Origin of the sequence: Gordonia paraffinivorans NBRC 108238 (assembly GCF_000344155.1) — a bacterium.
GTDB classification, from domain to species: Bacteria; Actinomycetota; Actinomycetes; order Mycobacteriales; family Mycobacteriaceae; genus Gordonia; species Gordonia paraffinivorans.
This window is the reverse complement of record NZ_BAOQ01000005.1, coordinates 37,501-60,310: the sequence shown is the minus strand read 5'-3', so window position 1 is coordinate 60,310 and position 22,810 is coordinate 37,501. Positions and strand designations below refer to the sequence as shown.

Sequence of the window (22,810 nt, the reverse complement as noted above, 5' to 3'; positions counted from 1 at the left end):
TGTTCATGTCCTCCGGTGTGCGTGTCCGGCGCGGTGTCCGGTCTTTCGATCTGATGATGGTCTTCGGGTCACAGGGCATCCGGTGCCGCCGTTGCTCGGGCCGCAGCCGTTCGGGACGGGCTGACGTGGGCGGGGTCCTCCGGGATGTAGAGCGTGAAGGTCGACCCCGTGCCGGGTTCGCTCCACAGCTTGACGGTGCCGTCGTGGTTGGCGACCACGTGTTTGACGATCGCGAGACCCAGACCGGTGCCGCCGGTCATCCGCGACCGCGCCTTGTCGATGCGGAAGAACCGCTCGAAGACCCGCTCCTGATCGGCCTTCGCGATCCCGACACCGCGGTCGGTGACCGCGATCGCCACCATCGGGCGGCCGTTCTCGATCGCCAGGCGCCGGGTGACCGAGACGACGGTGTGGGCGGGCGAGTAGGCGATGGCGTTGGAGACCAGGTTGTTCAGGGCGGTGAGCAGCAGCGCCCGGTCGCCGCGGACGGCCTTGCGGATCGGTTTGTCGGATTTCAACTCGATCGCGGCGGCCTCGGCTGCCAGGCCGGCGGCGTCGAGCGCGTCGTCGATGAGCGCGTCGACGTCGACGCGGGTGAACTCGGGGGTGTCCCCGCCCTGCAGTCGCGAGAGTTCGAGCAATTCGGTGACCAGTTTGCCCATGCGCTGGGTCTCGGTCACCACCCGCGAGCCGAAGTGCCGGACCGATTCGACGTCGTCGGCGGACTCGAGGAGCGCCTCGGCGAGCAGGCCGATCGCCCCGACCGGGGTCTTGAGTTCGTGGGACACGTTCGCCACGAAGTCGCGCCTGGTCTCCTCGAGCCGCTTGTGCTGGGTGTCGTCGAGCCCGTAGACCACCGCGTAGCGCTCGCCGTCCTGCGCGACGATCTTCGCCTGGCATCGCACGTGTTCGACGGTGGGCCGCGGCGTGCGGCCGGTCGAGACGAAGCCGAGGGTCGAGGTCGGCGGGGTGAACTCGAAGTCGAGGTCGGCATCGGTGTCGAGGACGTCCTTGACCGCCTCCCACACGGTGTCGGCGAGCAGCATCTCGCGGACCAGTCCGAGTTCGACGGCACGGTGGTTGAACAGGACGACGTCGCGGAACTCGTCGACGACGGCGACCGCGGTGGCCGAGTTGCGGACGATCAGGCTCAGTAGGCCCGCCTTGGTCATGCGACCGTCCGGTGTCGTGGCGACGACGTCGGAATCGCGGAGTTCGGCTCCCTCGAGGACGGCGCGCGGCGCCGGGGCCGGATCGGCCGCGCGGGGTGGGAGTCCGGCGTCGCCGGAACCGGAGGAACCGTCCGCACGACGGCCCCGGGACAGGATGGAATCCAGCCGGCGGGGCCACCGATGGCCGTCGAGGCGCCGTCCGATCATCACACCCAGCAGGAGGGCGGTGACGAAGGCGATCGTCGCGGCCGAGATTGCGGCGGTCACGAACCCCAGCTTACGGCGCGGTGAGAACTGCGAACACTTTCCGCACAGCTGTTCGCCGGCTGTTCACGAACCGTTCGCCGACGGTCACCCGCGGTTCACCGCGGTGCCGACGCGTAGGTGTGGACCCGGCTCACTGCGGCACCGGAACCGCCATGTCGGCGTACTCCGGATGCTTGTCGATGAACCTCTGGACATACGAGCACACCGGGACGACCTGCTTGCCGCTGGCGCGGATGTCGTCGAGAACCGCCTTCACCAGTTGCGCCGCGTAGCCGTGCCCGCTGAAGCGCTCGTGGACGACGGTGTGCGTCAGGACCACCTGATAGGGCTCGGAGACATAGTCGACGTAGCCGACCACCTCCTCGTCGCCCGACGGATCGGTGATGAGGACCGCCTCATACCTCTCCTGAGCAGGTGAATGATCGATCCGAAGAGTGCCCACATCCGCCATGCGTCCAATGTAGCGCGCATCACACCTGGTACGCCATGGTCGGGACAGGACTCGTACCCGCAGCCGACGATCGACTGCGGGTACGGGTGCGAGGTGTCTACTTCTTGAGGCCCTGCGCGGCGACGGCGGCGGCACCGGCCGCGGCGGCCTCGGGATCGAGGTAGGTGCCGCCCGGGTTGAGCGGCTTGAGGTTCTCGTCGAGGTCGTAGCGCAGCGGGTTCCCGGTCGGGATGTTCAGGCCGGCGATGTCCTCGTCGGAGATTCCGTCGAGGTGCTTGACCAGAGCGCGCAGCGAGTTGCCATGCGCGGCGACCAGCACGGTCTTGCCGGCCTCGAGGTCGGCGGCGATGACCTCGGTGAAGTACGGGACCAGGCGCGCGACGACGTCCTTGAGGCACTCGGTCAGCGGCACCTGGTCGAGGTCTGCGTAACGAGGGTCGCCGACCTGACTGTACTCGGCGTCGGCCTCGATGGGCGGCGGCGGGGTGTCGTAGCTACGACGCCACAGCATGAACTGCTCCTGGCCGTACTTCTCGAGGGTGTCGGCCTTGTTGAGACCCTGCAGGGCGCCGTAGTGGCGCTCGTTGAGGCGCCAGTCCCGCTTCACCGGAATCCAGTGCCGGTCCGCGGTGTCGAGCGCGATCTGCGCGGTCGAGATCGCGCGACGCAGCAGCGAGGTGTAGAGGATGTCGGGCAGCAGGTCGTGCTCGACGAGCAGCTCGCCGGCCCGGACCGCCTCGGCCTTGCCCTTGTCGGTGAGCGCCACGTCCACCCAACCGGTGAACTGGTTGGACGCATTCCATTCGCTCTCGCCGTGACGCATCAGGATGAGGGTGCCGTTGCTCATGGGCGATAGTTTCGCACAAACCCGAAATGCACCACTGCCCGTGGTCCCACCGGCGCCGCCGCCCGCCCTTGCCGACCGGCCCGGGGACACCGTGTGCGGGGCCGGGCTAGCTTTGTCGCATGGCCAGCACGAACGCCGGGGAGACCGGCGCGGACACCGAGCGGCAACCGGAACTCAAGCGGGTACTCGGCTGGAAGCTCCTGCTGCTCTTCATCGTCGGCGACATCCTGGGCACGGGCATCTACGCGCTGACCGGCCAGGTGGCCGGAGAGGTCGGGGGCGCCGCCTGGGTCCCGTTCCTGGTGGCCTTCGCCGTCGCCACGCTGACCGCCTTCTCCTACCTCGAGCTGGTGACCAAGTATCCGCAGGCCGCCGGGGCAGCGCTGTACGTGCACAAGGCCTTCGGCGTCCACTTCGTCACGTTCATGGTGCTGTTCACGGTGATGAGTTCGGGCATCACGTCCTCGACCACCGCGTCGCGCGCCTTCGCGGTGAACATGCTCACCGCGTTCGGCGGCGGGGACTCCCCCGATCCGACGAGCCCGGTCCTGTTCGCGGTGGCCGCCGCGTTCCTGCTCGTGGTCATGCTCATCAACTTCCGCGGCGTCGCCGAGGGCGTCGGCACCAACGTGGTGCTGACCCTCGTCGAGCTGTCCGGACTGTTGCTGGTGCTGTTCATCGGCTACTGGTTCATCATCGGCGGCAACGCCGCCCACTGGGACGCGGTCGTCATCTTCGAGAGCCCGGACGACAAGAACGCCTTCATCGCCGTCACCGCGGCGACGTCGCTGGCGTTCTTCGCGCTCGTGGGATTCGAGGACTCGGTCAACATGGCCGAGGAGTGCAAGGACCCCGTGCGCATCTTCCCCAAGGTGATGCTGAGCGGCCTCGCGATCACCGCCGCCATCTACGTGCTCATCGCGATCTGCGCGGTCGCGATCGTGCCGGTCGGCATGCTCGCCGAGAGCGAGACCCCGCTCGTCGACGTCGTGCAGACCGCGGCCCCGGATTTCCCGATGTCGGATCTGCTGCCGTGGATCTCGATGTTCGCGGTCGCCAACACCGCGCTGATCAACATGATGATGGCCAGCCGGCTGATCTACGGGATGGCCAAACGCGGTGTGCTGCCGCGATTCCTCGCCTATGTGCACCCGAAGCGGCGCACCCCGGTGGTGGCGATCGTCTTCACCACCGCCGTCGCCCTGCTGCTCCTGACCTATGTCAGCCACGACCCGGACAGCTCGATCGTCGGACTGCTCGGCGGCACCACCGCGCTCTTGCTCCTCGTGGTGTTCACCGTCGTCAACGTGGCGGTGCTCGTCCTCCGCAAGGACCGGGTCGAGCACGATCACTTCCGGACCTCGACCCCGGTGGCCGTGCTCGGAGCGATCACCTGCGGTTACCTGACGCTGCCGTTCACCGGCCGGGACCCCGAACAGTACGAGGTCGCCGGCGGGCTCCTGCTCGTCGGCGTCGTCCTGTGGGCCCTCACCCACTGGTGGCGCAGGCGATCCGGCGAGCACGCGATCAGCTACGACGAGGTCCCGCCGCACCAGATCTGACCGCACCGGGTCCGGCCCGAACACCACAGCGCCCCCCAACACAGCAGCGGCCCCCAACACCACAGCGGCGCCGGAGATCTCCGGCGCCGCTGTCGTTTCCGCTTCGCTTGCGTCAGGCCCTACTTGCGGAGGTCCTTGCGGAGGATCTTGCCCGATGCCGACTTCGGGATGGCGTCGATGAACTCGACCGCGCGCACCTTCTTGTACGGGGCGACCTTCGACGCCACGAACTCGATCACCTCATCAGCGGTCAGCTCCGCATCGGGCTGGCGCACCACGAACGCCTTCGGGATCTCCTCCCCCTCCTCGTCGACAGCTCCCACCACCGCCGCGTCGGCGATCTTGTCGTGCGTGAGCAGCAACGCCTCGAGCTCGGCCGGCGGCACCTGATAGCCCTTGTACTTGATCAGCTCCTTGAGCCGATCCACGATGTACACGCACCCGGTCGGATCGACCTGCGCCAGGTCACCGGTGTGCAGGAACCCGTCGGCGTCGATGGTGTCGGCGGTGGCCTGCTCGTTGTTCAGATACCCCAACATCACGTTCGGGCCCTTCACCCACAGCTCACCCGGCTCCGACAACCCCTCCTGCGGCAACGGCATGTCCTCACCCGTGGCCGGGTCGACGATCTTGTTCACCGTGTTCGGCACCGGCCACCCGGTCGACGACAACGGCGGGTCCTCGCGCCCCAGCATCGCCTGGGTGTCGAACGGGATGATGTGGGACACCGGCGACAACTCGCTCATGCCGTAGCCCTGCAGCATGTGCAGATTCAGTCGCTTGGCCACCGCCTGACCCAACTCGTCATCCAACGGGGCCGCGCCCGACATCATCGTGTGCAGCGACGAGAGGTCGTAGTTGTCGACGATCGGATGCTTGGCCAACGCCACCGCCACCGGTGGGGCGATGTAGGCCATCGTGACCTTGTAATTCTGGATGTTCTCCAGGAACTCCACCAGATCGAACCGCGGCATCACCACCAGCGACCCGCGATTGAGCAGGGCCGCGTTCAGCAGCACCGTCATGCCGTAGATGTGGAAGAACGGCAACACCGCGATCACCACGTCGTCGGGTGTCATGCCCTGCAGCGGGCGGATCTGGGCGACATTGGCGACCAGGTTGCGGTGCGAGAGCGCCACACCCTTCGGGTTGCCGGTGGTGCCCGAGCTGTAGGGCAGCACCGCCACATGCGTGGCCGGGTCGAACGACACCTCCGGCGCCGGAAGATTCGGCGCCAGCAAGTCGATCGCGTTGGGGTGCCCGGACTTCTCGAGGCCCTCGCCGTCGAGGATCACCAACGCGTCGGCGGCCAGGCCGACCTCGTCGGCGGCGGCCTTGGCCTGCTCGGCCAGCGGCGAGACCGTCACCAGCATCTTCGCGCCCGAATCCCGCAACTGCTTGGCGATCTCGTTCGCGGTGAACAACGCGTTGATCGTCGTCGCCGTCGCCCCGGCCCGCAAGATGCCGTGGAACACCGTCGCGAACGCCGGAACGTTCGGCGACAGGATGCCCACCACGTCACCGACCCCGATCCCGCGTGCCGCCAACGCACCCGCCGCCGCGTCGATCTGCCCCACCAACTGCCCATACGTCGTGATCGCACCCGACTTCGGATCGACCAGCGCCGTCCGCTCGCGATCGGCATCGGTCAGCGACGAGAACAGGAACTCGTAGACGCTCACGTCAGGGATCTCGACGTCGGGGAACGGACTCGTGAAGCTCATTGCACCTCCAGTGGTGTGATTACGCCGCACATCGTATCAACAGACATTGACACAATGTGACCTGGACCTCTTGTGCGTCCCATCCTTCACGAATCCGGCGTCCGGCGGTGGCCATTTGGCAGCCCGGCCGTCCCGAACGACGGCACGCGGCATCGGAGGCCGTCGATGCCGAACAGGCCCGACGGCGATCGGCTCGGCCGGCGCCGGACCGGCCGGCGGCGTCTCGGTCGCGACCCCCTCAGAACTCCGAGCCGCCCTCATCACTCGCGGCCTGCGCCCCGTCCACCACGGATTCGCCTGGGACATAACGCCCTTCGAGCGGCTCGCCGGGTTCCGGGAGCGACTCCTTGTCGATGAGGTGCTCGAAGGCCAGCAGGTTGCGCAACGACTCGCCACGCGCGACGCGCCAGGCCCACTCGCGCTGGATCGAGGTGAGGAAGCCGAGTTCGAGCAGGGTGTTGAAATCGCCGTCGGCCGCCTCGAGCACCTGGCCGAGGATGCGGTCGATCTCGGCGTGCGTCAGGGCGTCGGGCGAGATCCGCCCGACCAGATAGATGTCTCCGGTGTTGTCGATCGTGTACGCCACCCCGTACAGACGGCGGTTGCGCTTGAGCAGGTACTTGTAGACCGCCTCGAAGTTCTCGTCGGGACGGCGGCACACGAAGGCCTCGATCCGGACGCCCTGGTCACTGGCCGTCAGGAGCACGGTCGTCTTGAGCTTGTACTCGCCGGGGAGCTCGAGGACGATGTGGTCGACCTCGGCACCGCCTCCGCTCTTGCGGGAGAACTCGATCCCGCTGTCGGTCAGTGCCTTCTCGAGCAGTTCGACGACCTCGTTGCGACTCACGGCATCCTCTCTCGATGTTCGATCCCCGGGTCGGCACCGATGTGCCGGCCCGATCAGACGGTCACCCGGTTACGACGCCGACGCCAGCGTCGGCGCACGCGCGCCCCGCCCTGCGTCGGCTCCCGACCGGCGGACTCGTTCTGCGCGGCGAAGGACCGCATGGCGTGGCGGTAGCTCTCGATCAACCCGTCGACGGTGTGCTCCCAGGAGAACCTCTCGGCGTGGGCGCGGGCGTTGCGGCCGAGTTCGGCCAGCCGATCCGGTTGCCCGAGAAGCTTTTCCAGGGCATTCGTCCAGTCCCCGACATCGTGGCCGTCGACCAGCACACCGGTGCGCCCGTCGTCGACCGCGACGGCGAGCCCTCCGACGTTTGCGGCGATGACCGGCGTCCCGCACGCCTGCGCCTCGATCGCCACCAGCCCGAAGCTCTCCGAATGGCTCGGCACCGCGACGACATCCGACGCCCGGTAGACCTGCGCCAGCCGATCCGAGGGCTGCGGCGGAAGGAAGGTGACCGAGTCGGCGATCCCGAGTTCGGCCACCTGGTCCATCAGGGCGGTCGGCCGCTCCAGCCCCGACCCCGACGGGCCTCCGACGATGAGCAGGCGCAGGCGGTGACCATCCCGGATGAGCGGGGCGGCGGCGGCGACCAGCAGGTCCGGCGCCTTCAGCGGCTGGATGCGTCCGACGAAGGTCACGATCGTCTCGTCGGGGTCGATACCCAGTGCGGCGCGCGCCTGTTCCACCGATCCCGGGGTGTAGCAGTCGAGATCGGCCCCGGGCGTCACGACGTCGATGCGGGCGGGGTCGGCGTCGTACATCGAGATCAGTTCCGCCGCCTCGGTCTCGGTGTTGGCGACCAGGCGGTCGGCCTCCCCGACGACCTGCTGCTCGCCGATCACTCGGAGCTGGGGTTCGGCGGTGTCACCGGCGGCGAGCGCGGCGTTCTTGACCGCGGCGAGGGTGTGGGCGGTGTGCACCAGCGGCACGCCCCACCGGTCGCGGGCAAGCCAGCCGACCTGGCCCGACAGCCAGTAGTGCGAGTGGATGATGTCGTAGTACCCCGGGGCCTGCGCGGCCTCGGCGCGGAGCACCCCGGCGGTGAAGGCGCACAACTGCGCGGGCAGGTCGCGCTTGTCGAGCCCCTCGAACGGCCCGGCGACCACGTGACGGACGGTCACCCCCGGCGCCGCCGCAACAGCCGGGGCATCGGCCGAGGATGTCGCCCGGGTGAAGATCTCGACCTCGATCCCGCGACGCGCGAGCCGCACCGCGGTCTGCCACACGTAGACGTTCAATCCGCCCGCGTCGCCGGTGCCCGGCTGCGCCAACGGCGAGGTGTGCACGGAGATCAACGCGACACGCCGCGGTATCGGGCTGGAGGTCATGCCCTCCACCTTAGAGAAGCTGCGACACCTGCGGCGCACAGCACCGGCGCGGACCGCCCGCGCACCGCTCATCGCGAAGACGAGACAGAGATCACCGATGCGCTTCGCACCGGCCCGGACGATCCCCTACACTGTTTTCGGTAACGATTGTCATTTGCGTAAAGGGTGTCCATGAGGAGAACGCTGCTGGCGGCCGCCGGTGCACTGTCCACAGCCGCACTGGCCCTGGCCGGATGCTCCGGAGAGTCGGGAACCGGTGACGGCACGCCGACCGTGGTCACCTCCACCAACGTGTGGGGCGCGGTGGCATCCGCGGTCGCCGGGGACAAGGCCCGGGTCACCGCGATCTACACCAGCACCGAGGGCGACCCCCACGAGTTCGAGCCGTCGGCCGCCGACACCGCGCAGATCGCCGACGCCGACGTGCTGGTCGTCAACGGCGGGCACTACGACGCCTACATGGAGCAGGCCGCGCGCAACTCCGACGCCACCGTCATCGACGCCTACGCGCTGTTCACCGGCGACGAGCACGGCACGCACGAGGACGGATCGCACGACCACGACCACTCGGCCCACGAGCACCCGGCCGACGGACAGAACGAGCACGTCTTCTACGACCTCCCCGTCGTCGCGGAGGTCGCCGACGAGATCGCCGACGCACTCGCCGAGCAGGACCCGGCCAACGCCGAGACCTACCGGGAGAACGCGAAGACCTTCACCACCGGCATCGACGGCCTGCGCGCCGAACTGGCCGCCATCCGCAAGGCGCACGACGGCACGAAGGTCGCCCAGACCGAGCCGCTCGCGGGGTACCTGCTGAGCGAGGCCGGGCTCGTCGACGCCGCGCCGGCCGGGTTCACCCAGGCCGTGGAGGAGGGCCAGTCGCCGTCGGCGGCCGACCGCGCCGCGATGCAGGACCTGCTCGCCGACCGCGGGGTGAAGGCGCTGATCTACAACGTCCAGGCCATCGACCCGGTGACCGAGGCGATGCTCGGCGTCGCGAAGAAGGCCGGCGTGCCCGTCGTCGACTTCACCGAGACCCTGCCCGACGGCGTCACCGATTACCTCACCTGGCAACGCGACCAGATCGGCGAACTGTCGGCCGCACTCGCCTCCGGCGGAGCCCGGTGACCCCCGGTCCCGTGTCGGCGCAACGCGGCGGCCGGCCGGTCGTCACGTTCTCCGGGGCCCGCCTGGCGTTCGGGGATCGCGTGCTCTGGGACGGCCTCGACCTCGCCATCGAACCCGGCGAGTTCGTCGCGGTGCTCGGCCCCAACGGATCGGGCAAGACGTCGTTCCTGCGCGTCCTGCTCGGCCAGTACGCGCTGCGCAGCGGCACGGTCGAGACCACCGAGGCCGTCGGCTACATCCCTCAGCAGCACGCCGACGACGCCGATCCGATGGCCATCCGCGGGCGCGACCTCGTCGGCTTCGGCGTGGACGGCAACCGCTGGGGTCTGGGTCTGCGTGGCCGCGCCCGGCGCCGGGAGCTGGTCGATCGCGCGCTCGACGCAGTGGACGCGCGGCACTACGCCGACGCACCTCTGGGCGTGCTCTCCGGCGGAGAACAGCAACGGCTGCGGGTGGCGCAGGCCGTGGTGAGCGAGCCCGACCTCCTGCTGTGCGACGAGCCGCTCGCGAGCCTCGACCCCACCAATCAGCACGTCGTCGTCGACCTCATCGACCGCCGGCGGCGCGAGGCCGGCACCGCCGTCGTGTTCGTCACCCACGAGATCAACCCGATCCTCCCCTACGTGGACCGGGTGCTCTACCTCGTGGGGGGCCGGTTCCGCATCGGCACCCCCGAGCAGGTCATGACCACCGAGACCCTCAGCGAGCTCTACGGCAGCGACGTCGAGGTGCTGCGGGTGAACGGCCGGCTGGTGGTGATCGGCGGCGAGGACGCCCACCACTGCGTCGCGCCCGAGACGCCGGGGAGCCGCCCCGCATGAGCGCCACGACGACCCTGGCCGCCGAACGCAGCTTCAGCGACCTGTGGGACTTCTCCACGACCGCCGACCTGCTCGGCTACGACTTCGTGCAGCACGCCCTGCTGGCGATGGCCCTCCTCGGCCTGGTGGGCGGGCTGCTCGGCCCGCTCATCGTCGCCCGGCAGATGTCGTTCGCCGTGCACGGCGCGAGCGAGCTCTCGGTGACCGGTGCGGCCGCGGCGCTGCTCGCCGGGTTCAGCGTGAACCTCGGCGGCGTCATCGGCGCGGTCGTCGCGGCGGCCGTCTTCGGCTGGATGGGCAACAAGGCGCGCGAACGCGATTCGGTCATCGGCGTGGTGATGGCCTTCGGGCTCGGCATCGGTGTGCTGTTCCTCGCGCTCTACGGGCGGATCGGCACGGGCTTCGCCCTGCTCACCGGCCAAGTCGTCAGCGTGGGCGTGCAGGGACTGGTGGCTATCGCGATCACCGCGGCGATCGTCGTGGCGGTCCTCGCCGTCATCTACCGGCCGCTGCTGTTCGCCTCCACCGACCCGCGGGTCGCACAGGCGCGCGGCGTGCCCGTGCGCACCCTGTCGGTGGTCTTCGCGATCGTCATGGGCCTCGCCTGCGCCCAGGGGGTGCAGATCATCGGCGCCCTGCTGGTGATGTCGCTGTTGATCACCCCCGGCGCGGCCGCGGCGCGGATCACCGCCAACCCGGTGCGTGCGCTGGTGCTGTCGGTGGTGTTCGCCGAGGTCGTCGCGATCGGCGGGCTGCTCCTGTCGCTGGCCCCCAAGCTGCCGGTATCGGTGTTCGTCACGATCATCTCGTTCGTGATCTACGTGGCGTGCCGGATCGTCGGCTCGCGCCGCGTGTACCGCACCCGCTGAGCCGGTCTCCCGACGCGCTCGGCGACGCTCAGTACTCCTCGGCGAAGCCGGGGTTGCACCGCGCGGAGATCATCTCCTGCTCGGTGACCACCGGACGCCCGGGCTCGAGGTTCCAGCTCGCCTTCTCTGGATCGACGATCCGCGCGAACCGCCAGTGGCAGTCGAACTGCGCCTGCATCCCCGGCGTGTCCGCGCCCGGCTCGAGAGCCAGGACCTCCTGCCAGGCCGTGGCCATCCCGGCCGGGTCGTCGGTGTGGCGCCCGGACGTGGTCGGGAACACCGACAGGCTCGGGCCCACCGCGGTGTCGGTCCACTCCACGTGATCGATATAGGGCGGGCGATAGACGACCGTCGGACTCGGTGACCCGTCGCGCGGTGCCCGTCGGGTCGTCGACGCGCCGACCGACCCCGCCCGGGACGACGTCGCGGGGGCGGTGGTCTCGACGGCTGTCGACGAGTGGGCCCCCGTCGCCTCCGGTCCCCCGCCGGGCGTCGAACCGCACCCACCGGCCACGACGACCGTCACGCCGATGCCGACGAGCACGGCACCGGTTCTCGCCATCGGACTCCGCCTGGGTCTTCCCGCCATGCCCGCCACCCTAGGCAATCCGGGTCGAAGGTCCCGACATGGCCACGAATCCGCGCCGAGTGCGTGGTCGGAGGGGCTTTCGTCGAGCCCCGTGTCTGACCCGCGAGTGATCTCCCATCCCGTGATCCACCGCAACCCGGGGCCGACGACGGACCCGGCAGCCGACCGGGCGAGGTCCCGAGCGGTTGCCGTCCTCGTGACCACCGTCGCCCTGGCCGTCGTCGTGCTGCTCGGAATGACGAGTTGCTCGCCGGAGATACCGGCCGCCGAATCCGAGACGCCCGGTCCCCGAGTCCAGGCGACCCCGACCGGTCTCATGCTCGACGACAGCCCGTGGTGGCCGATCGGGCTCAACGCGTACCAACCGGGAACCGACTGGTCGGTCAACGAGGGATGCGGCGCCGAGGTCGATCTCGACGCCTACTTCGCTGCGCTGCCGCCCCGTTCGCTCACCCGTTTCAACCTCTACTCGTCGTTCGTGGTCGACAAGAACACGGGGATGCTCGACTTCGGGCCGCTCGACCGTGTCTTCCAGGCGGCGGCGCGCCACGAGCAACTGGTCCTCCCCGTGTTGACCGGCGTGTCGGGAGTCTGTGAGGACGACGAGTTCAAGGACTACGACTTCTACGCCGGAGAGTGGGAGACCCGCGCCCTGACGCACGGCCTGACCTTCGCCGACCGGGTCGAGACGGCGGTCACCCGCTGGCGCGAGGAGCGGGCGGTCGCGGGTTGGGAGCTCGTCGGCGAGCCGGAGGCCAGCAAGTGCGGCGCCTCGTGCGAGTGGGTGGACCGCACGTGCCCGCACGACGCCACCCCCGTGCTCCGCAGGTTCTTCGATCGCGCCGGCGCGCACCTGCGACAGTTCGACCCCGAACGGCCGATCTTCGCCGGCCTGGTCGGCGGCGACCAGTGCGGCCTGGCGGGCGACGGATACGCACAGGTGAGCCGCTCCACCGGGATCGACGTCCTCGACTACCACGCCTACGAGAGCGTGGGCGATCCCGACGGCGGACCCCGGGGCAGCAACCTGCGCGCCCGCATCGAGCAGGCACGAGAACTCGGCAAACCCCTGGTGGTCAACGAGATCGGCATCGAGGCGGGCTCATGCCTGTCGGTGACGGAGCGGGCACGCCGGTTCGACGCCGCCATCACCCGGCAGCGCGAGGCCGGGACAGCGGGCGCCCTGCTGTGGTCGTATGTGCCCGACCCGCGGCACCAGGACTGCACCTACGACATCGGCCCGTCGGATCCGGCGTGGAAGATGCTGCACGAGAGCGCTTCCCGGTTCAGCGGGTGACCCCGACCGGTATCGCCGCCTACCGCACGATCTCGTACACCCGCCAGTCCGGCTGGTCGACGCCCTGGTTCCGGGCCTCGAGGACCAGCGCGCCTATCTGGGCGCCGTTGTCGTACATCGTCGGATAACGCTGGTTGATCGCGTCCGACGCGCCGCGCCCCTCGTTCGGGACGGTCAGGAAGTACTTCACCCCGCCGCCGGCCGGGTTCTCGAGCAGCGCGGTGAAGTCCCGGTCCGACGGGATGACGAACTGCTTCGGCCGCGCGGACTGGACCACCACGGCGAATCCGTAGACCGTGTCGGTCAGCACCGAACCGTCGGGGAGGTCGAGCGAGTCCAGGTACTCGGCGAGCGCCCGCTCGGTGGAGAAGGTGCGCACGACGCGTTGCTCGTCCAGGTACTTCGGATCGACGGAGTCCGGCTGCGGGTCTACGACCGACGCGAGCGCGAACTCCTGCGGCGCGTACTTGGGCGATGTCATCCCCTCGGCGGTCACCGGCAGCGCCACGAGACTCGCGATCACCGCCAGGGTCGCGGCGAGCCGGTAGCGGAGGGCCGATGGGTGCGGGAGGGTCCCGGGGATGTCCGCGTGGGCGCCCAGGCGCCGCACCGGTATGGGCGCCCGCCGCGGCACCGACAACAGGGCGAGGATCGCGGCGAGGACGGTCACCGTCATGTAGAAGCGCAGGAAGCCGAACGTCGATCCGCGGGCGTAGGTGAGCACCTGGAACGCCAGCACGGCCACGATCATCAGGCACGGCGCCAGCGGGGCCAGCCGGTGCCTGCGTGCCCGGTACGCGATGACGACGAGCGCGAGCAGCGGCAACAGCGGAGCCAGGATCAGCATCTCCATCGCCGAGAACCCCAACGCCTCGGAGGTCGCCGACGAGCCCGACCCGCCCGACTGCGCGATGATGGCCGCGTTGCCGTACTCGGACGTGAACTGCGCGAACGCGTCTCCGGTGATCAGCCAGCCCGTCGCCGCCCAGACGACGAACGCGAGCGCGGCCGGCGCGACGACGATGGTGACGTCGACGAGGGCCCGCGGAATCCGCTTGCGGGGGTCACGCCGCCGGTACGTGATCCATCCGACGACGGCCCCGGCGGCCAACGCCGCCGCGCCGCCGTCGTAGCGGGTGAGGTAGGACAGCGCCAGCGCGATGCCCGCGACGACGAGCTCGTGCACGTCGTCGGTGGACACCCACCGGATCAGACGACGCGCTGCCCAGGCGAGGAAGAACAGGTACCGCCGCGACCCGTGTCCGTCCGAACCACCGATTCCCCGTCACGTCGCCGCGCCACCCGTCCGTCACTCAGACCATTCAGAACCCTGACTTGCCATCGTCAAACCTAGACCATCCCGAGATGTCCCCTGACCGATGGACACGGTGCTGATGTTCCCGGTCACGAAATTGCGGGGCGTCCGTCCGACAGATTTCGATTCTCCAACGATCCCTCCGGCCGGCAGGCGACTCTGCGACCATTGCGGCGACACACATCTGCACATCTGCGTCGAGGGAGCGTCATGCGACCGGTACTCGTGGGCGAGGAGGTCGACGGCGGCGTCTACGTGGAGGTCGCCGGGTCGACGATCTGGCATTTCTGCGGCGGCGACCCACAGGGCGTCCCGACCGTGCTGCTGCACGGCCTGTTCGCCTCGGCCGCGACATGGGGCGCGCAGGTGACCGACTTCGTCGACGCGGGGTTGCGCGTCTACCTGCCCGAACGCCCCGGGCACGGGCACAGCCCGGACGTGCCCGGCGAGTACACGTTCGCGACGATCCTCGAGCGGACCGTCGACTACCTGGAGACCGTGGTCGGGACCCGCGCCAACCTGGTCGGCTGGGCCGACGGCGCTGTCGTCGCGCTGCTCGTCGCACGGGAGCGACCCGACCTGGTCAACCGCGTGGTGTACGTCAACGGCTACCTGAACAGCAGCGGCCGGCACACCGACGAGTTCGTCGAGCTCGTGCTGCGCCGAAACCCCGAGACCATCGACTACCTGCGCCAGCACCACGACGCGACCTCGCCCGACGGGCCCGAGCACTTCGGCGTCGTCTTCGACAAGACACTGCGCATGATCACCACCGAGCCCGAGTACCCGGTCCGCGATTTCGCCGGCGTCGAAGCGCCGACCCTGGTGGTCATGGCCGATCGCGGCATCGTGCGGGTGGAACACGCCCTGGAGATCGTCCGGGCCCTGCCGAAGGCGCGGTTCGCGGTGCTGCCCGGGACGCATATCATGCCGGTGGAGTCGCCGGAGCTGTTCAATCCGCTGGTGCTGAACTTCCTCGCGGCGGACCCGCCGACCGAGTGGCTGCCCGGCTGAGGCCCGCCTGCCGCGGGCCCGTCACGAGCCGGCGGGAGCGTGCACCCGGTACCAGGCCTGGCGTCGCAGGGTGTCCGGGTCGGCGACGACGTGGTCGGGATCGTCGATGACCAGCACCTTGCGGTCGGCGGTCGTGTAGACCGGCCATCCGAGACCCGGGTCGCCGTTGCGGGCGACGTTGCCCCAGCGGGCCTGGACGTTTTCGGTGACGCGCCGCGTCCCGGGCCAGTCCGCGACGGCCAGGCCGGCACCCAGCGGGGCCCGGTAGGCGCCGAACACGGTGAACAGCTCGGTGGCGTGCGTGGCCCCGAACCCGGTGGCCTCCAACACCTTCGTGCGGTAGTCGTAGCGGTACACGTACGTCGGCGCGACCCTGCTGTGGCCGTCGGCGAAGGCGGTCATCGGGGCCCAGAAGATGGAGTCGCCGGCCAGTCGGATGCGGTCGCGGTCGCCGTTGTCGTAGTGCGCCGCGATCTCCCTGCGGACCTCCTCGTCCTCGACGCGCATCAGGGTTCGCTCGGCGTCGGGCAGCACCTTCCAGAGCTTGGCGAAGAGGTTCGCCTCGTCCTTGTTGCTGCCGATGACGAGCGGCACCGGGATCGTCAGTCCCCCGGCCGCCGCGTCGAGAGGCGACCGCGGCAGCACCTCGCCGTCGACGACGGGTGCGAACGGGATCGCCCCGCCGGAGGCGTGCATGGCGAACCGCATCAGCTTGTTTCCGGCGTCGAGCAGCCGGGCGGGGTTCGGGTCGGTGAGCAGGCGCTGCGCCTCGGCCGGGTCGACGGGTTCCTCGTCGCGCTCCATCCGGGTGTGCCGGCGCTGCGGGTCGCGCAGGATGCGCACGAACTCGTCGGCGTAGACGGTCGCGTCGGACTGCTCGACGATCAGTTCCGGCGCCGGGCTCTGGGCGATCGCCTGATGGAACAGGCCGGTGGCCGCGGGTGCGGACAGCAGGGCGAGGACCGACGTCCCGCCGGCGCTCTCCCCGAACACGGTCACGTTGTCGGGGTCGCCGCCGAACGCGGCGATGTTCTCCTTGACCCACTGCAGCGCGGCGATCTGGTCGAGCAGGCCGACGTTGGCGTCGAACGGCCGGTCCTCGGTGGCGAACTGCGAGAGGTCGAGGAAGCCGAACGGGCCGAACCGGTACTGGACGGTGACCACGACGACGTCCTGCGCGCGGGCGAGGAACGCGCCGTCGTAGAGCGGGGTCGCGGCGGTGCCGAGGATGAAGGCGCCGCCGTGGATGAACACCATCACCGGGCGGGGCCGGCTCGAGGCCACCTCCGGGGAGAACACGTTGAGGGTCAGGCAGTCCTCGCTCATGGGCGCGAACTTGCCCGGGGCCACCGCGGTGAAGCGCTTCTCCTGGATCGCGGCCTTCGCGATCCTCGTGCAGTCGCGGACGCCCGGCCAGTCGTGGGCGGGTTGCGGGGCCCGGAAGCGACGGTGTGCGACCGGCGGTGCGGCGAACGGTATCCCCCGCCAGCTGATCGTCCCGCGACGCAGCCGCTTCCCCCGGGCGCCACCGACGACGCCGTTGACCGTGGTGACCTTGGTGTCGAGCAGTGCCATACCCACACCGTAGACGAATCGGGCGAATCGTCCGGCCGCTCGCGACATCCACGGGTCGTGCGTACCGCCGCCACCGCAGGGGCCGTCGCGGCCGGACCTAGAATGTGAGCCATGACCGCCGACCGGGCGCACGCCGTCATCGACCTCAACGCCGACCTCGGCGAGGGCGTCGGCGACGACGAGTCGATGCTGACGATCGTGACCTCCGCCAACGTGGCCTGCGGCTTCCACGCCGGGACGCCGGCCGAGTTGCTGGCGACCTGCCGGGCCGCGGTCGAGAAGGGCGTGCGCATCGGGGCGCAGGTGTCCTATCCGGACCGCGCGGGCTTCGGCCGCCGGTTCATGGAGATGACCTCGCACGACCTGATCGCCGACCTCGTCTACCAGATCGGCGCGCTCGAGGCGATCGCGAAGTCGGTCGGCGGCACCGTGTCCTACGTGAAACCCCATGGAGCGCTGTACAACACGGTGGTCCACCACGAGCAGCAGGCGGACGCGGTGATCACCGCGATCCGCGACGTGGACCCCGGGCTGGCGGTGATGGGCCTGCCGAACTCGGAGGTCCTCGCCCGGGCCGAACGCTCCGGCCTGCCGATCATCGTCGAGGCCTTCGCCGACCGCGCCTACACCCCGGAGGGCATTCTCGTCCCGCGTACCCAACCCGGTGCGGTCCTGTCCGACAGCGACGAGATCGCCCGTCGCGTGGTCGATCTCGCGACATCGGGCAGGTTGCGCGCGATCGACGGCTCGGTCATCGGCGTCTCCGCCGACTCCATCTGCCTGCACGGCGACACCCCGGGCGCCGTCGAACACGCCCGGGCCGTCCGCGAGGCGCTCGCCGCGGCCGGTGTCGTGCTGGAACCCTCGGAGCCCGGAAAGCGCTGAGCCGCAGCGCCTCCGCGTGACCTACCGCTGCCGGCGCTGGCGGGCGAACTCGGCGAGCACCACACCCGCGGCCACCGATGCGTTGAGGCTCTCGACCTCGCCGGCCATCGGGATCGACAGGATCGAGTCGCAGTTCTCGCGGACCAGGCGCGAGAGACCCTTGCCCTCCGAGCCGACGACGATCACGGTCGGGCCGGTGCCGTCGTAGTCATCGAGGGACACGTCCCCGTCGGCGTCGAGGCCGACGAGCTGGGCGCCCGTCTCGGCCCACTCCTTGAGCGTGCGGTTGAGGTTGGTGGCCCGCGCGACCGGAAGACGTGCCGCCGCCCCGGCGCTCGTGCGCCACGCGACCGCGGTCACGCTCGCGCTGCGCCGCGCGGGGATCACCACGCCGTGCCCGCCGAAGGCGGCCACCGAGCGGATCACCGCGCCGAGATTGCGCGGGTCGGTGATGTTGTCGAGCGCCACCAGGAGCGGCGGCGTGCCGCTGGCCTGGGCGTCGGCCATCAGGTCGTCGGGGTGGGCGTACTCGTACTCCGGGACCTGCAGTGCGATGCCCTGGTGCATGCCGTTGGTCGAGATGCGGTCGAGTTCGGGCTTGGCGACCTCGAGGATCGAGATCCCCTGGTCGGCGGCGAGCTTGACGGCCTCGGCGATCCGCTCGTCGGGCTCGGTGCTGGCCACCAGATAGAGCGCCGTCGCGGGCACCTCGGCGCGCAGGCATTCGACGACGGGATTGCGTCCGAGGACGTACTCGGGGCCGTCCTCTTTGGCCCGCGGACGGGTGGTCTTCGCCTTGGATGCGGCCTTGGCCCGCTTGTGCGCGGGATGGTACGGACGGTCGACCGCCTTGGGGGTCGCCCCGCGCCCCTCGAGGCCGCGCCGGCGCTGGCCGCCGGAGCCGACGACCTGCCCCTTCTTGGTCCCGGACTTGCGTACCGCGCCGCGGCGCTTGGAATTACCAGCCATCAGGCCTCACCCTTCAATGCCCACTGTGCACCGTCCGGGGTGTCGGTCACCTCGATACCGGCCTCGGCCAGGCGGTCGCGCACCGCGTCGGCGGTGGCCCAGTCCTTGGCCGCGCGCGCCTCGGCGCGCCGTTGCAGTTCCGCGCGCACCAGCACGCCGAGCGCCGCGGTCGCGGCCGACTCGTCGCCGACTGTCGCCCACTGCGCGTCGAGCGGGTCGACGCCGAGGATGCCCATCATGGCGCGCACGCTCGACGCCGCGGCCAGCGCGGCCGCGCCGTCACCGCCCTCGAGCGCGGTGTTGCCCTCGCGGACGACGTTGTGCACGACGGCCAGCGCGGCCGGCACACCGAGGTCGTCGTCGAGCGCCTCGCCGAAGGCCGGGGCGATCTCGCCGACGGCCACCTCGCCCACCCGCGAGGAGACGCGCTGCAGGAACGACTCGACGCGCCGGTAGCCGGCGGCGGCCTCGGTGAGCGCGCCCGGGGAGTACTCGAGCATCGAACGGTAGTGGGCGCTGCCGAGGTAGTAGCGCAGTTCCACGGCACGGACGCGTTCGAGCATCGCGGGGATCGACACCACGTTGCCGAGCGACTTGCTCATCTTCTCGCCACCCATGGTGACCCAGCCGTTGTGCAGCCAGTAGCGCGCGAACGCGTCGCCCGCGCCGTGCGCCTGCGCGATCTCGTTCTCGTGGTGCGGGAAGACCAGATCCATGCCGCCGCAATGGATGTCGAACTCGGCGCCGAGGAGGCTGGTCGCCATCGCCGAGCACTCGAGGTGCCAGCCGGGCCGTCCGCGGCCCCACGGGGTGGGCCAGGACGGCTCGCCGGGCTTGGCGGCCTTCCACAGCGTGAAGTCGCGGTGGTCGCGCTTGCCGGTGCCGGCGCTCTCGCCCTGGTGCACGTCCTCGAGCTTGTGCCCGGAGAGCGCGCCGTAGTCGGGCAGGCTGCGCACGTCGAAGTAGACGTTCCCGTCGGCGGTGTAGGCGTGGCCCCGCTCGATCAGGCGCTCCATGTACTCGACCATCTGCGTGACGAAGCCGGTGGCCCGCGGCTCGCCGGACGGCGGCAGCACGCCGAGCGCGCGATAGGCGTCGTCGAAGGCCCGCTCGTGGGTCGCGGCCCACTCCCACCAGGGACGGCCGGCCTCGGCGGCCTTGCGGAGGATCTTGTCGTCGATGTCGGTCACGTTGCGGACGAACAGGACGTCGAGGCCCTTGTGGGCCAGCCAGCGACGGAGGATGTCGAAGGCGATGCCGCTGCGGACGTGTCCGATGTGGGGAACCCCCTGCACCGTGGCGCCACAGAGGTACACCGTCGCCTGGCCTGGGCGCAGCGGCACGAAGTCGCGCACCTCTCGGGAGCTGGTGTCATACAGGCGCAGGGTCACGACCGGCCATCCTACCGGACCGGGATCCGACGACCGCCCACACGAGGCACGCCCTCGGCGGCTCCGTCCGGCCCAGGCGACCTCACGGGCCGCCGGCGGAACCGCCCGCGCGCAGAACCGACCCGACCAGGGCGGTCATCTCGTCGAGGGTCTCGGCGAGCACCTGCACGGCACGCTCGGTGTCCGGGTAGCGGACGCGGACGTGGATGCCGTCCTCGTCGCGCCAGAACCACCACTGCGCGGTGTCGGTCGGCTTCTGGCACGACACCTGCCGGACCGTCACCTCGCCCGCGGGCGCCGGCACCCGCGTGTAGTCGACGTAGGACATCATGAAGACGTCGTTGCGGCTCGGCCGCAGGCGGTCTCCGTAGGCCGCGAAGACCGGCGTCAGCCCGATCCCGGCCAGCGGCAGGGCGTTCGCGAGGCGTTCGGTGTTGCGGGCCATGGCGGGCGCGAGGTCGCCGTCCGACCAGATCAGCAGCGGAGCATTGCCCACCGACCAGCAGACACACCCCGGTCCCGCCCCGGTGCCGGCCGGGACCACCGTCGCCACCTCCCGCGGGCCGCCGACGGCCCGGATCGCCTTGCCCGCGCAGCTGAGCAGCGCCGGGTAGGTGCGGGCGCCGACCCCGCCGACCGTCGCGGAGAACCGCGCCGCGTCCTCCGCCGACAGCAGGGTCCGGACCATCGTGCCCACCGGGAGCGCGGCACCGGTGGCCACGCCGAGGTCGAGCGGGAACTCCGGCACACGCCAGCCGGCGGCCGTCAGGAAGCTCCCCCACTCGGCGACGCGGGGATCGTCGGGCGGTACCGAAGCCTCCACCTCCGCCATCCGGCGCAGGGCATCGAGTCCCGACTCCGCGGGTGGCAGTCCGCGTCCGGCCATCAGCTCGCAGATCTCCCACGTCAGCAGCGACAACGAGCGTGCGTCGACGTAGCAGTGGTCGAAGGCGCAGATCAGGGTCGTGCTGTCGGGCCGGATGACCGCGGCCAGGAAGTGCGGCAGCGGCCCGAACGGGTCGCACGTCTCGCTGATCTCGCGCGCGAGCCGGGCCCCGAGGTCCCGTGCGTCGCGGTCGGGACACGCCTCCTGCACGCCGGCCTCGACGGCGGCCGCGGGGTGGAGCAGGCGGGCGAAACCGGAGTCGGGCGTGCGCACGTAGTGGCCGCGCAGCACGTCATGACGGCCGACGACCTCGCCGACGACCGCTCCGAGCCGGTCCGGGTCGAGCGACTTCGGGAAGTCCAGCGTCAGCGCCATCCAGCCGGGCTGGCCGGCGGCCACCGCGGCCAGGTGGAATCGCTCGCTCTCCGAGATCGGGGTGCTCGTCCCCTCCGCCTCACCGACCGGAACCGGACGCCACCGGACGAGGTCGCCGGGCTCGACCTCCCACGACTCCGAACTCGAGAGCTTCATCGCCGCGCGTCGCGTCCCGCCGCCGACGCGCGGGCGGCGTCGGTGGTGAGCACAGCGGCGGGTCGAATCCTCACGCGACGCTCACAGGTCGTCGAGGAGTGCGGTGGCGACGGCGGCGATGCCCTCTCCGCGGCCGGTCATGCCGAGGCCGTCGGTCGTGGTCGCCGACACCGAGACGGGACCGCCGAGCGCCGCCGACAGGACGTCCTGGGCCTCGGCGCGACGCGGGCCGATCTTGGGACGGTTGCCGATGACCTGGACCGCGGCGTTCACCACCCGGAGGTTCTCGGCAGCGATCAGCTCGGCGACGTGCCGGAGCATGGCGACGCCGGAGACGCCCTCCCATTCCGGCCGGCCGGTCCCGAAGACCGAGCCGACGTCGCCGAGACCGGCGGCCGAGAGGACGGCGTCGCACAGGGCGTGGGCGCCGACGTCACCGTCGGAATGGCCTTCGCATCCGGCGTCGCCCGGGAAGTGCAGACCGACCATCCAACACTCCGCGGACTCGTCGACCCGGTGGGCGTCGGTTCCGATGCCGACCCTCATCGCCGCTCCCCTGCCTCGGCGCTCTCCGACACGACGTCGCGGATGATCTTCAGGTCCCACGGGGTGGTGACCTTCATGGCGAGGGGGTCTCCTGGGACGACATGGACGTCGATGCCGCAGCGCTCGGCCAGGCCGGCGTCGTCGGTGGCGAGACCGGAGTCGTCGGCGTGGGCGCGCAGCAGCGCCTCCCGGGTGAATCCCTGAGGCGTCTGGACGGCGCGCAGCGGTTCTCGATCGACGGTGCGCTCGACGCGTTCGAGGCCGTCGTCGGAGACGACGACCTGCTTGAGCGTGTCGGCCACGGGGAGCCCGGGGACGACCGCGGGGTGTCCGGAGGCGACCGCCTCGACGACCCGGGTGAAGACGTGCGCAGGCGTGAGTGGCCGCGCCGCGTCGTGGACGAGGAGGATGTCGGCGGCGTCGGCCGCGGCGATCCCGGCACGCACCGATTCCGACCGATGAGCGCCACCGGGCACGATCGTGACGTCCGGCAACAGCTCACGCGCACGGTCGACGAGGTCGGCCGGCACCACGACGACGATCGACGCATCCAGGGAATCCGGGATGTTGTCGACGCATCGTTCGATGATCGTCCGGCCGCAGACGTCGACGAACGCCTTCGGCACCGGCTCGCCGAGTCGGGTGCCCGACCCGGCGGCCGGGATGATGACGCAGACTCCTGCGCCGGAACTCTCCGGCGTGGTGGTCACTGTGTGTTCTTTCCTGATCCAGG

20 protein-coding genes and 1 pseudogene are annotated in these 22,810 nt (G+C 70.5%); 7 read left to right on the top strand and 14 right to left on the bottom strand.

Going from position 1 to position 22,810, the window contains the following annotated elements:
- Positions 1-68: 68 nt before the first annotated feature.
- The 3 genes from GP2_RS03315 to GP2_RS03305 form a co-directional block, all read right to left on the bottom strand.
- A complete protein-coding gene (locus tag GP2_RS03315; RefSeq protein ID WP_006899053.1) occupies positions 69-1,439 on the bottom strand; it encodes a sensor histidine kinase in 1,371 nt (456 codons plus the stop codon).
- Between the two features lie 130 nt (positions 1,440-1,569).
- Entirely contained in the window at positions 1,570-1,890 is a 321-nt protein-coding gene (locus GP2_RS03310; RefSeq protein ID WP_006899052.1) for a GNAT family N-acetyltransferase, read from the bottom strand.
- 97 nt (positions 1,891-1,987) lie between these two features.
- A complete protein-coding gene (locus GP2_RS03305; protein ID WP_006899051.1) occupies positions 1,988-2,737 on the bottom strand; it encodes a phosphoglyceromutase in 750 nt (249 codons plus the stop codon).
- A 119-nt stretch (positions 2,738-2,856) separates the two neighbouring features.
- On the opposite strand from GP2_RS03305, the gene GP2_RS03300 reads away from it, so the two are divergent.
- Positions 2,857-4,299 carry an APC family permease gene (locus GP2_RS03300; protein WP_006899050.1) on the top strand — a complete coding sequence of 481 codons (1,443 nt, stop codon included), beginning with the start codon at positions 2,857-2,859 and terminating at the stop codon, positions 4,297-4,299.
- A gap of 119 nt (positions 4,300-4,418) precedes the next feature.
- Here GP2_RS03300 and GP2_RS03295 read toward each other — a convergent pair whose 3' ends face one another.
- The 3 genes from GP2_RS03295 to mshA all read right to left on the bottom strand — a co-directional run bounded on the left by GP2_RS03295 (position 4,419) and on the right by mshA (position 8,258).
- Positions 4,419-6,023, bottom strand: coding sequence for a 4-coumarate--CoA ligase family protein (locus GP2_RS03295; protein WP_006899049.1), 1,605 nt, complete (start codon positions 6,021-6,023; stop codon positions 4,419-4,421).
- A 238-nt stretch (positions 6,024-6,261) separates the two neighbouring features.
- The gene (locus tag GP2_RS03290) at positions 6,262-6,870 is read right to left on the bottom strand and encodes a type III secretion system chaperone family protein (RefSeq protein ID WP_006899048.1); all 609 of its coding nucleotides are present in this window, start codon (positions 6,868-6,870) and stop codon (positions 6,262-6,264) included.
- A 53-nt stretch (positions 6,871-6,923) separates the two neighbouring features.
- On the bottom strand, positions 6,924-8,258 hold the full coding sequence (gene mshA / locus GP2_RS03285; protein WP_006899047.1) for a D-inositol-3-phosphate glycosyltransferase: 1,335 nt from the start codon (positions 8,256-8,258) through the stop codon (positions 6,924-6,926).
- Positions 8,259-8,429: 171 nt separating this feature from the next.
- Between mshA and GP2_RS03280 the strand changes: the two genes are divergently transcribed.
- Genes GP2_RS03280 through GP2_RS03270 form a run of 3 tightly spaced genes read left to right on the top strand, consistent with a single transcriptional unit; the run spans position 8,430 to position 11,079 of the window.
- Positions 8,430-9,389: a metal ABC transporter solute-binding protein, Zn/Mn family gene (locus tag GP2_RS03280; RefSeq protein ID WP_006899046.1), complete on the top strand. Its 960-nt coding sequence runs from the start codon at positions 8,430-8,432 to the stop codon at positions 9,387-9,389.
- On the top strand, positions 9,386-10,210 hold the full coding sequence (locus GP2_RS03275; RefSeq protein WP_006899045.1) for a metal ABC transporter ATP-binding protein: 825 nt from the start codon (positions 9,386-9,388) through the stop codon (positions 10,208-10,210). Before GP2_RS03280 ends, GP2_RS03275 begins: the two co-directional genes overlap by 4 nt.
- Positions 10,207-11,079, top strand: a complete 873-nt coding sequence (locus tag GP2_RS03270) for a metal ABC transporter permease (RefSeq protein ID WP_006899044.1) — start codon at positions 10,207-10,209, stop codon at positions 11,077-11,079. The genes GP2_RS03275 and GP2_RS03270 overlap by 4 nt, the downstream gene beginning before the upstream one ends.
- 28 nt (positions 11,080-11,107) lie before the next feature.
- On the opposite strand, the gene GP2_RS03265 is transcribed toward GP2_RS03270, so the two are convergent.
- Positions 11,108-11,641 (bottom strand): DUF2599 domain-containing protein, encoded by a 534-nt coding sequence (locus GP2_RS03265; RefSeq protein WP_006899043.1) that lies wholly within the window; start codon positions 11,639-11,641, stop codon positions 11,108-11,110.
- 133 nt (positions 11,642-11,774) lie between these two features.
- Here GP2_RS03265 and GP2_RS03260 point away from each other — a divergent pair, with 133 nt between their 5' ends.
- Complete coding sequence (locus GP2_RS03260) at positions 11,775-12,965, top strand: hypothetical protein (RefSeq protein ID WP_006899042.1); 1,191 nt, start codon at positions 11,775-11,777, stop codon at positions 12,963-12,965.
- A gap of 19 nt (positions 12,966-12,984) precedes the next feature.
- Here the strand turns inward: GP2_RS03260 and GP2_RS03255 are convergent.
- Positions 12,985-14,214: pseudogene (locus tag GP2_RS03255) on the bottom strand (ABC transporter); the annotation flags it as partial.
- A 276-nt stretch (positions 14,215-14,490) separates the two neighbouring features.
- Between GP2_RS03255 and GP2_RS03250 the strand changes: the two are divergent.
- Positions 14,491-15,294, top strand: a complete 804-nt coding sequence (locus GP2_RS03250) for an alpha/beta fold hydrolase (protein ID WP_006899040.1) — start codon at positions 14,491-14,493, stop codon at positions 15,292-15,294.
- 21 nt (positions 15,295-15,315) lie between these two features.
- Here the strand turns inward: GP2_RS03250 and GP2_RS03245 are convergent, their stop codons facing one another.
- Entirely contained in the window at positions 15,316-16,869 is a 1,554-nt protein-coding gene (locus tag GP2_RS03245) for a carboxylesterase/lipase family protein (RefSeq protein WP_040526306.1), read from the bottom strand.
- A 111-nt stretch (positions 16,870-16,980) separates the two neighbouring features.
- Between GP2_RS03245 and GP2_RS03240 the strand changes: the two genes are divergently transcribed.
- Positions 16,981-17,754, top strand: a complete 774-nt coding sequence (locus GP2_RS03240) for a LamB/YcsF family protein (protein ID WP_006899038.1) — start codon at positions 16,981-16,983, stop codon at positions 17,752-17,754.
- 21 nt (positions 17,755-17,775) lie between these two features.
- On the opposite strand, the gene rlmB is transcribed toward GP2_RS03240, so the two are convergent.
- The 5 genes from rlmB to ispD all read right to left on the bottom strand — a co-directional run bounded on the left by rlmB (position 17,776) and on the right by ispD (position 22,787).
- Positions 17,776-18,723 carry a 23S rRNA (guanosine(2251)-2'-O)-methyltransferase RlmB gene (rlmB, locus tag GP2_RS03235; RefSeq protein ID WP_006899037.1) on the bottom strand — a complete coding sequence of 316 codons (948 nt, stop codon included), beginning with the start codon at positions 18,721-18,723 and terminating at the stop codon, positions 17,776-17,778.
- Entirely contained in the window at positions 18,723-20,114 is a 1,392-nt protein-coding gene (gene cysS / locus GP2_RS03230) for a cysteine--tRNA ligase (RefSeq protein ID WP_006899036.1), read from the bottom strand. The genes rlmB and cysS overlap by 1 nt, the downstream gene beginning before the upstream one ends.
- 82 nt (positions 20,115-20,196) lie before the next feature.
- Positions 20,197-21,531 (bottom strand): condensation domain-containing protein, encoded by a 1,335-nt coding sequence (locus GP2_RS03225; protein ID WP_006899035.1) that lies wholly within the window; start codon positions 21,529-21,531, stop codon positions 20,197-20,199.
- 81 nt (positions 21,532-21,612) lie between these two features.
- Entirely contained in the window at positions 21,613-22,077 is a 465-nt protein-coding gene (gene ispF / locus GP2_RS03220) for a 2-C-methyl-D-erythritol 2,4-cyclodiphosphate synthase (RefSeq protein WP_006899034.1), read from the bottom strand.
- Positions 22,074-22,787, bottom strand: a complete 714-nt coding sequence (gene ispD, locus GP2_RS03215; protein ID WP_006899033.1) for a 2-C-methyl-D-erythritol 4-phosphate cytidylyltransferase — start codon at positions 22,785-22,787, stop codon at positions 22,074-22,076. The genes ispF and ispD overlap by 4 nt, the downstream gene beginning before the upstream one ends.
- Between the last annotated feature and the right edge of the window lie 23 nt (positions 22,788-22,810).

Excerpts from the sequence above, each read along its gene's own strand:
- GP2_RS03310 (WP_006899052.1), bottom strand. The coding sequence starts at position 1,890 with ATGGCGGATGTGGGCACTCTTCGGATCGATCATTCACCTGCTCAGGAG.
- GP2_RS03305 (WP_006899051.1), bottom strand. The coding sequence starts at position 2,737 with ATGAGCAACGGCACCCTCATCCTGATGCGTCACGGCGAGAGCGAATGG.
- GP2_RS03300 (WP_006899050.1), top strand. The coding sequence starts at position 2,857 with ATGGCCAGCACGAACGCCGGGGAGACCGGCGCGGACACCGAGCGGCAA.
- GP2_RS03295 (WP_006899049.1), bottom strand. The coding sequence starts at position 6,023 with ATGAGCTTCACGAGTCCGTTCCCCGACGTCGAGATCCCTGACGTGAGC.
- mshA (WP_006899047.1), bottom strand. The coding sequence starts at position 8,258 with ATGACCTCCAGCCCGATACCGCGGCGTGTCGCGTTGATCTCCGTGCAC.
- GP2_RS03280 (WP_006899046.1), top strand. The coding sequence starts at position 8,430 with ATGAGGAGAACGCTGCTGGCGGCCGCCGGTGCACTGTCCACAGCCGCA.
- GP2_RS03270 (WP_006899044.1), top strand. The coding sequence starts at position 10,207 with ATGAGCGCCACGACGACCCTGGCCGCCGAACGCAGCTTCAGCGACCTG.
- GP2_RS03265 (WP_006899043.1), bottom strand. The coding sequence starts at position 11,641 with ATGGCGAGAACCGGTGCCGTGCTCGTCGGCATCGGCGTGACGGTCGTC.
- GP2_RS03250 (WP_006899040.1), top strand. The coding sequence starts at position 14,491 with ATGCGACCGGTACTCGTGGGCGAGGAGGTCGACGGCGGCGTCTACGTG.
- GP2_RS03245 (WP_040526306.1), bottom strand. The coding sequence starts at position 16,869 with ATGGCACTGCTCGACACCAAGGTCACCACGGTCAACGGCGTCGTCGGT.
- GP2_RS03240 (WP_006899038.1), top strand. The coding sequence starts at position 16,981 with ATGACCGCCGACCGGGCGCACGCCGTCATCGACCTCAACGCCGACCTC.
- rlmB (WP_006899037.1), bottom strand. The coding sequence starts at position 18,723 with ATGGCTGGTAATTCCAAGCGCCGCGGCGCGGTACGCAAGTCCGGGACC.
- GP2_RS03225 (WP_006899035.1), bottom strand. The coding sequence starts at position 21,531 with ATGAAGCTCTCGAGTTCGGAGTCGTGGGAGGTCGAGCCCGGCGACCTC.
- ispF (WP_006899034.1), bottom strand. The coding sequence starts at position 22,077 with ATGAGGGTCGGCATCGGAACCGACGCCCACCGGGTCGACGAGTCCGCG.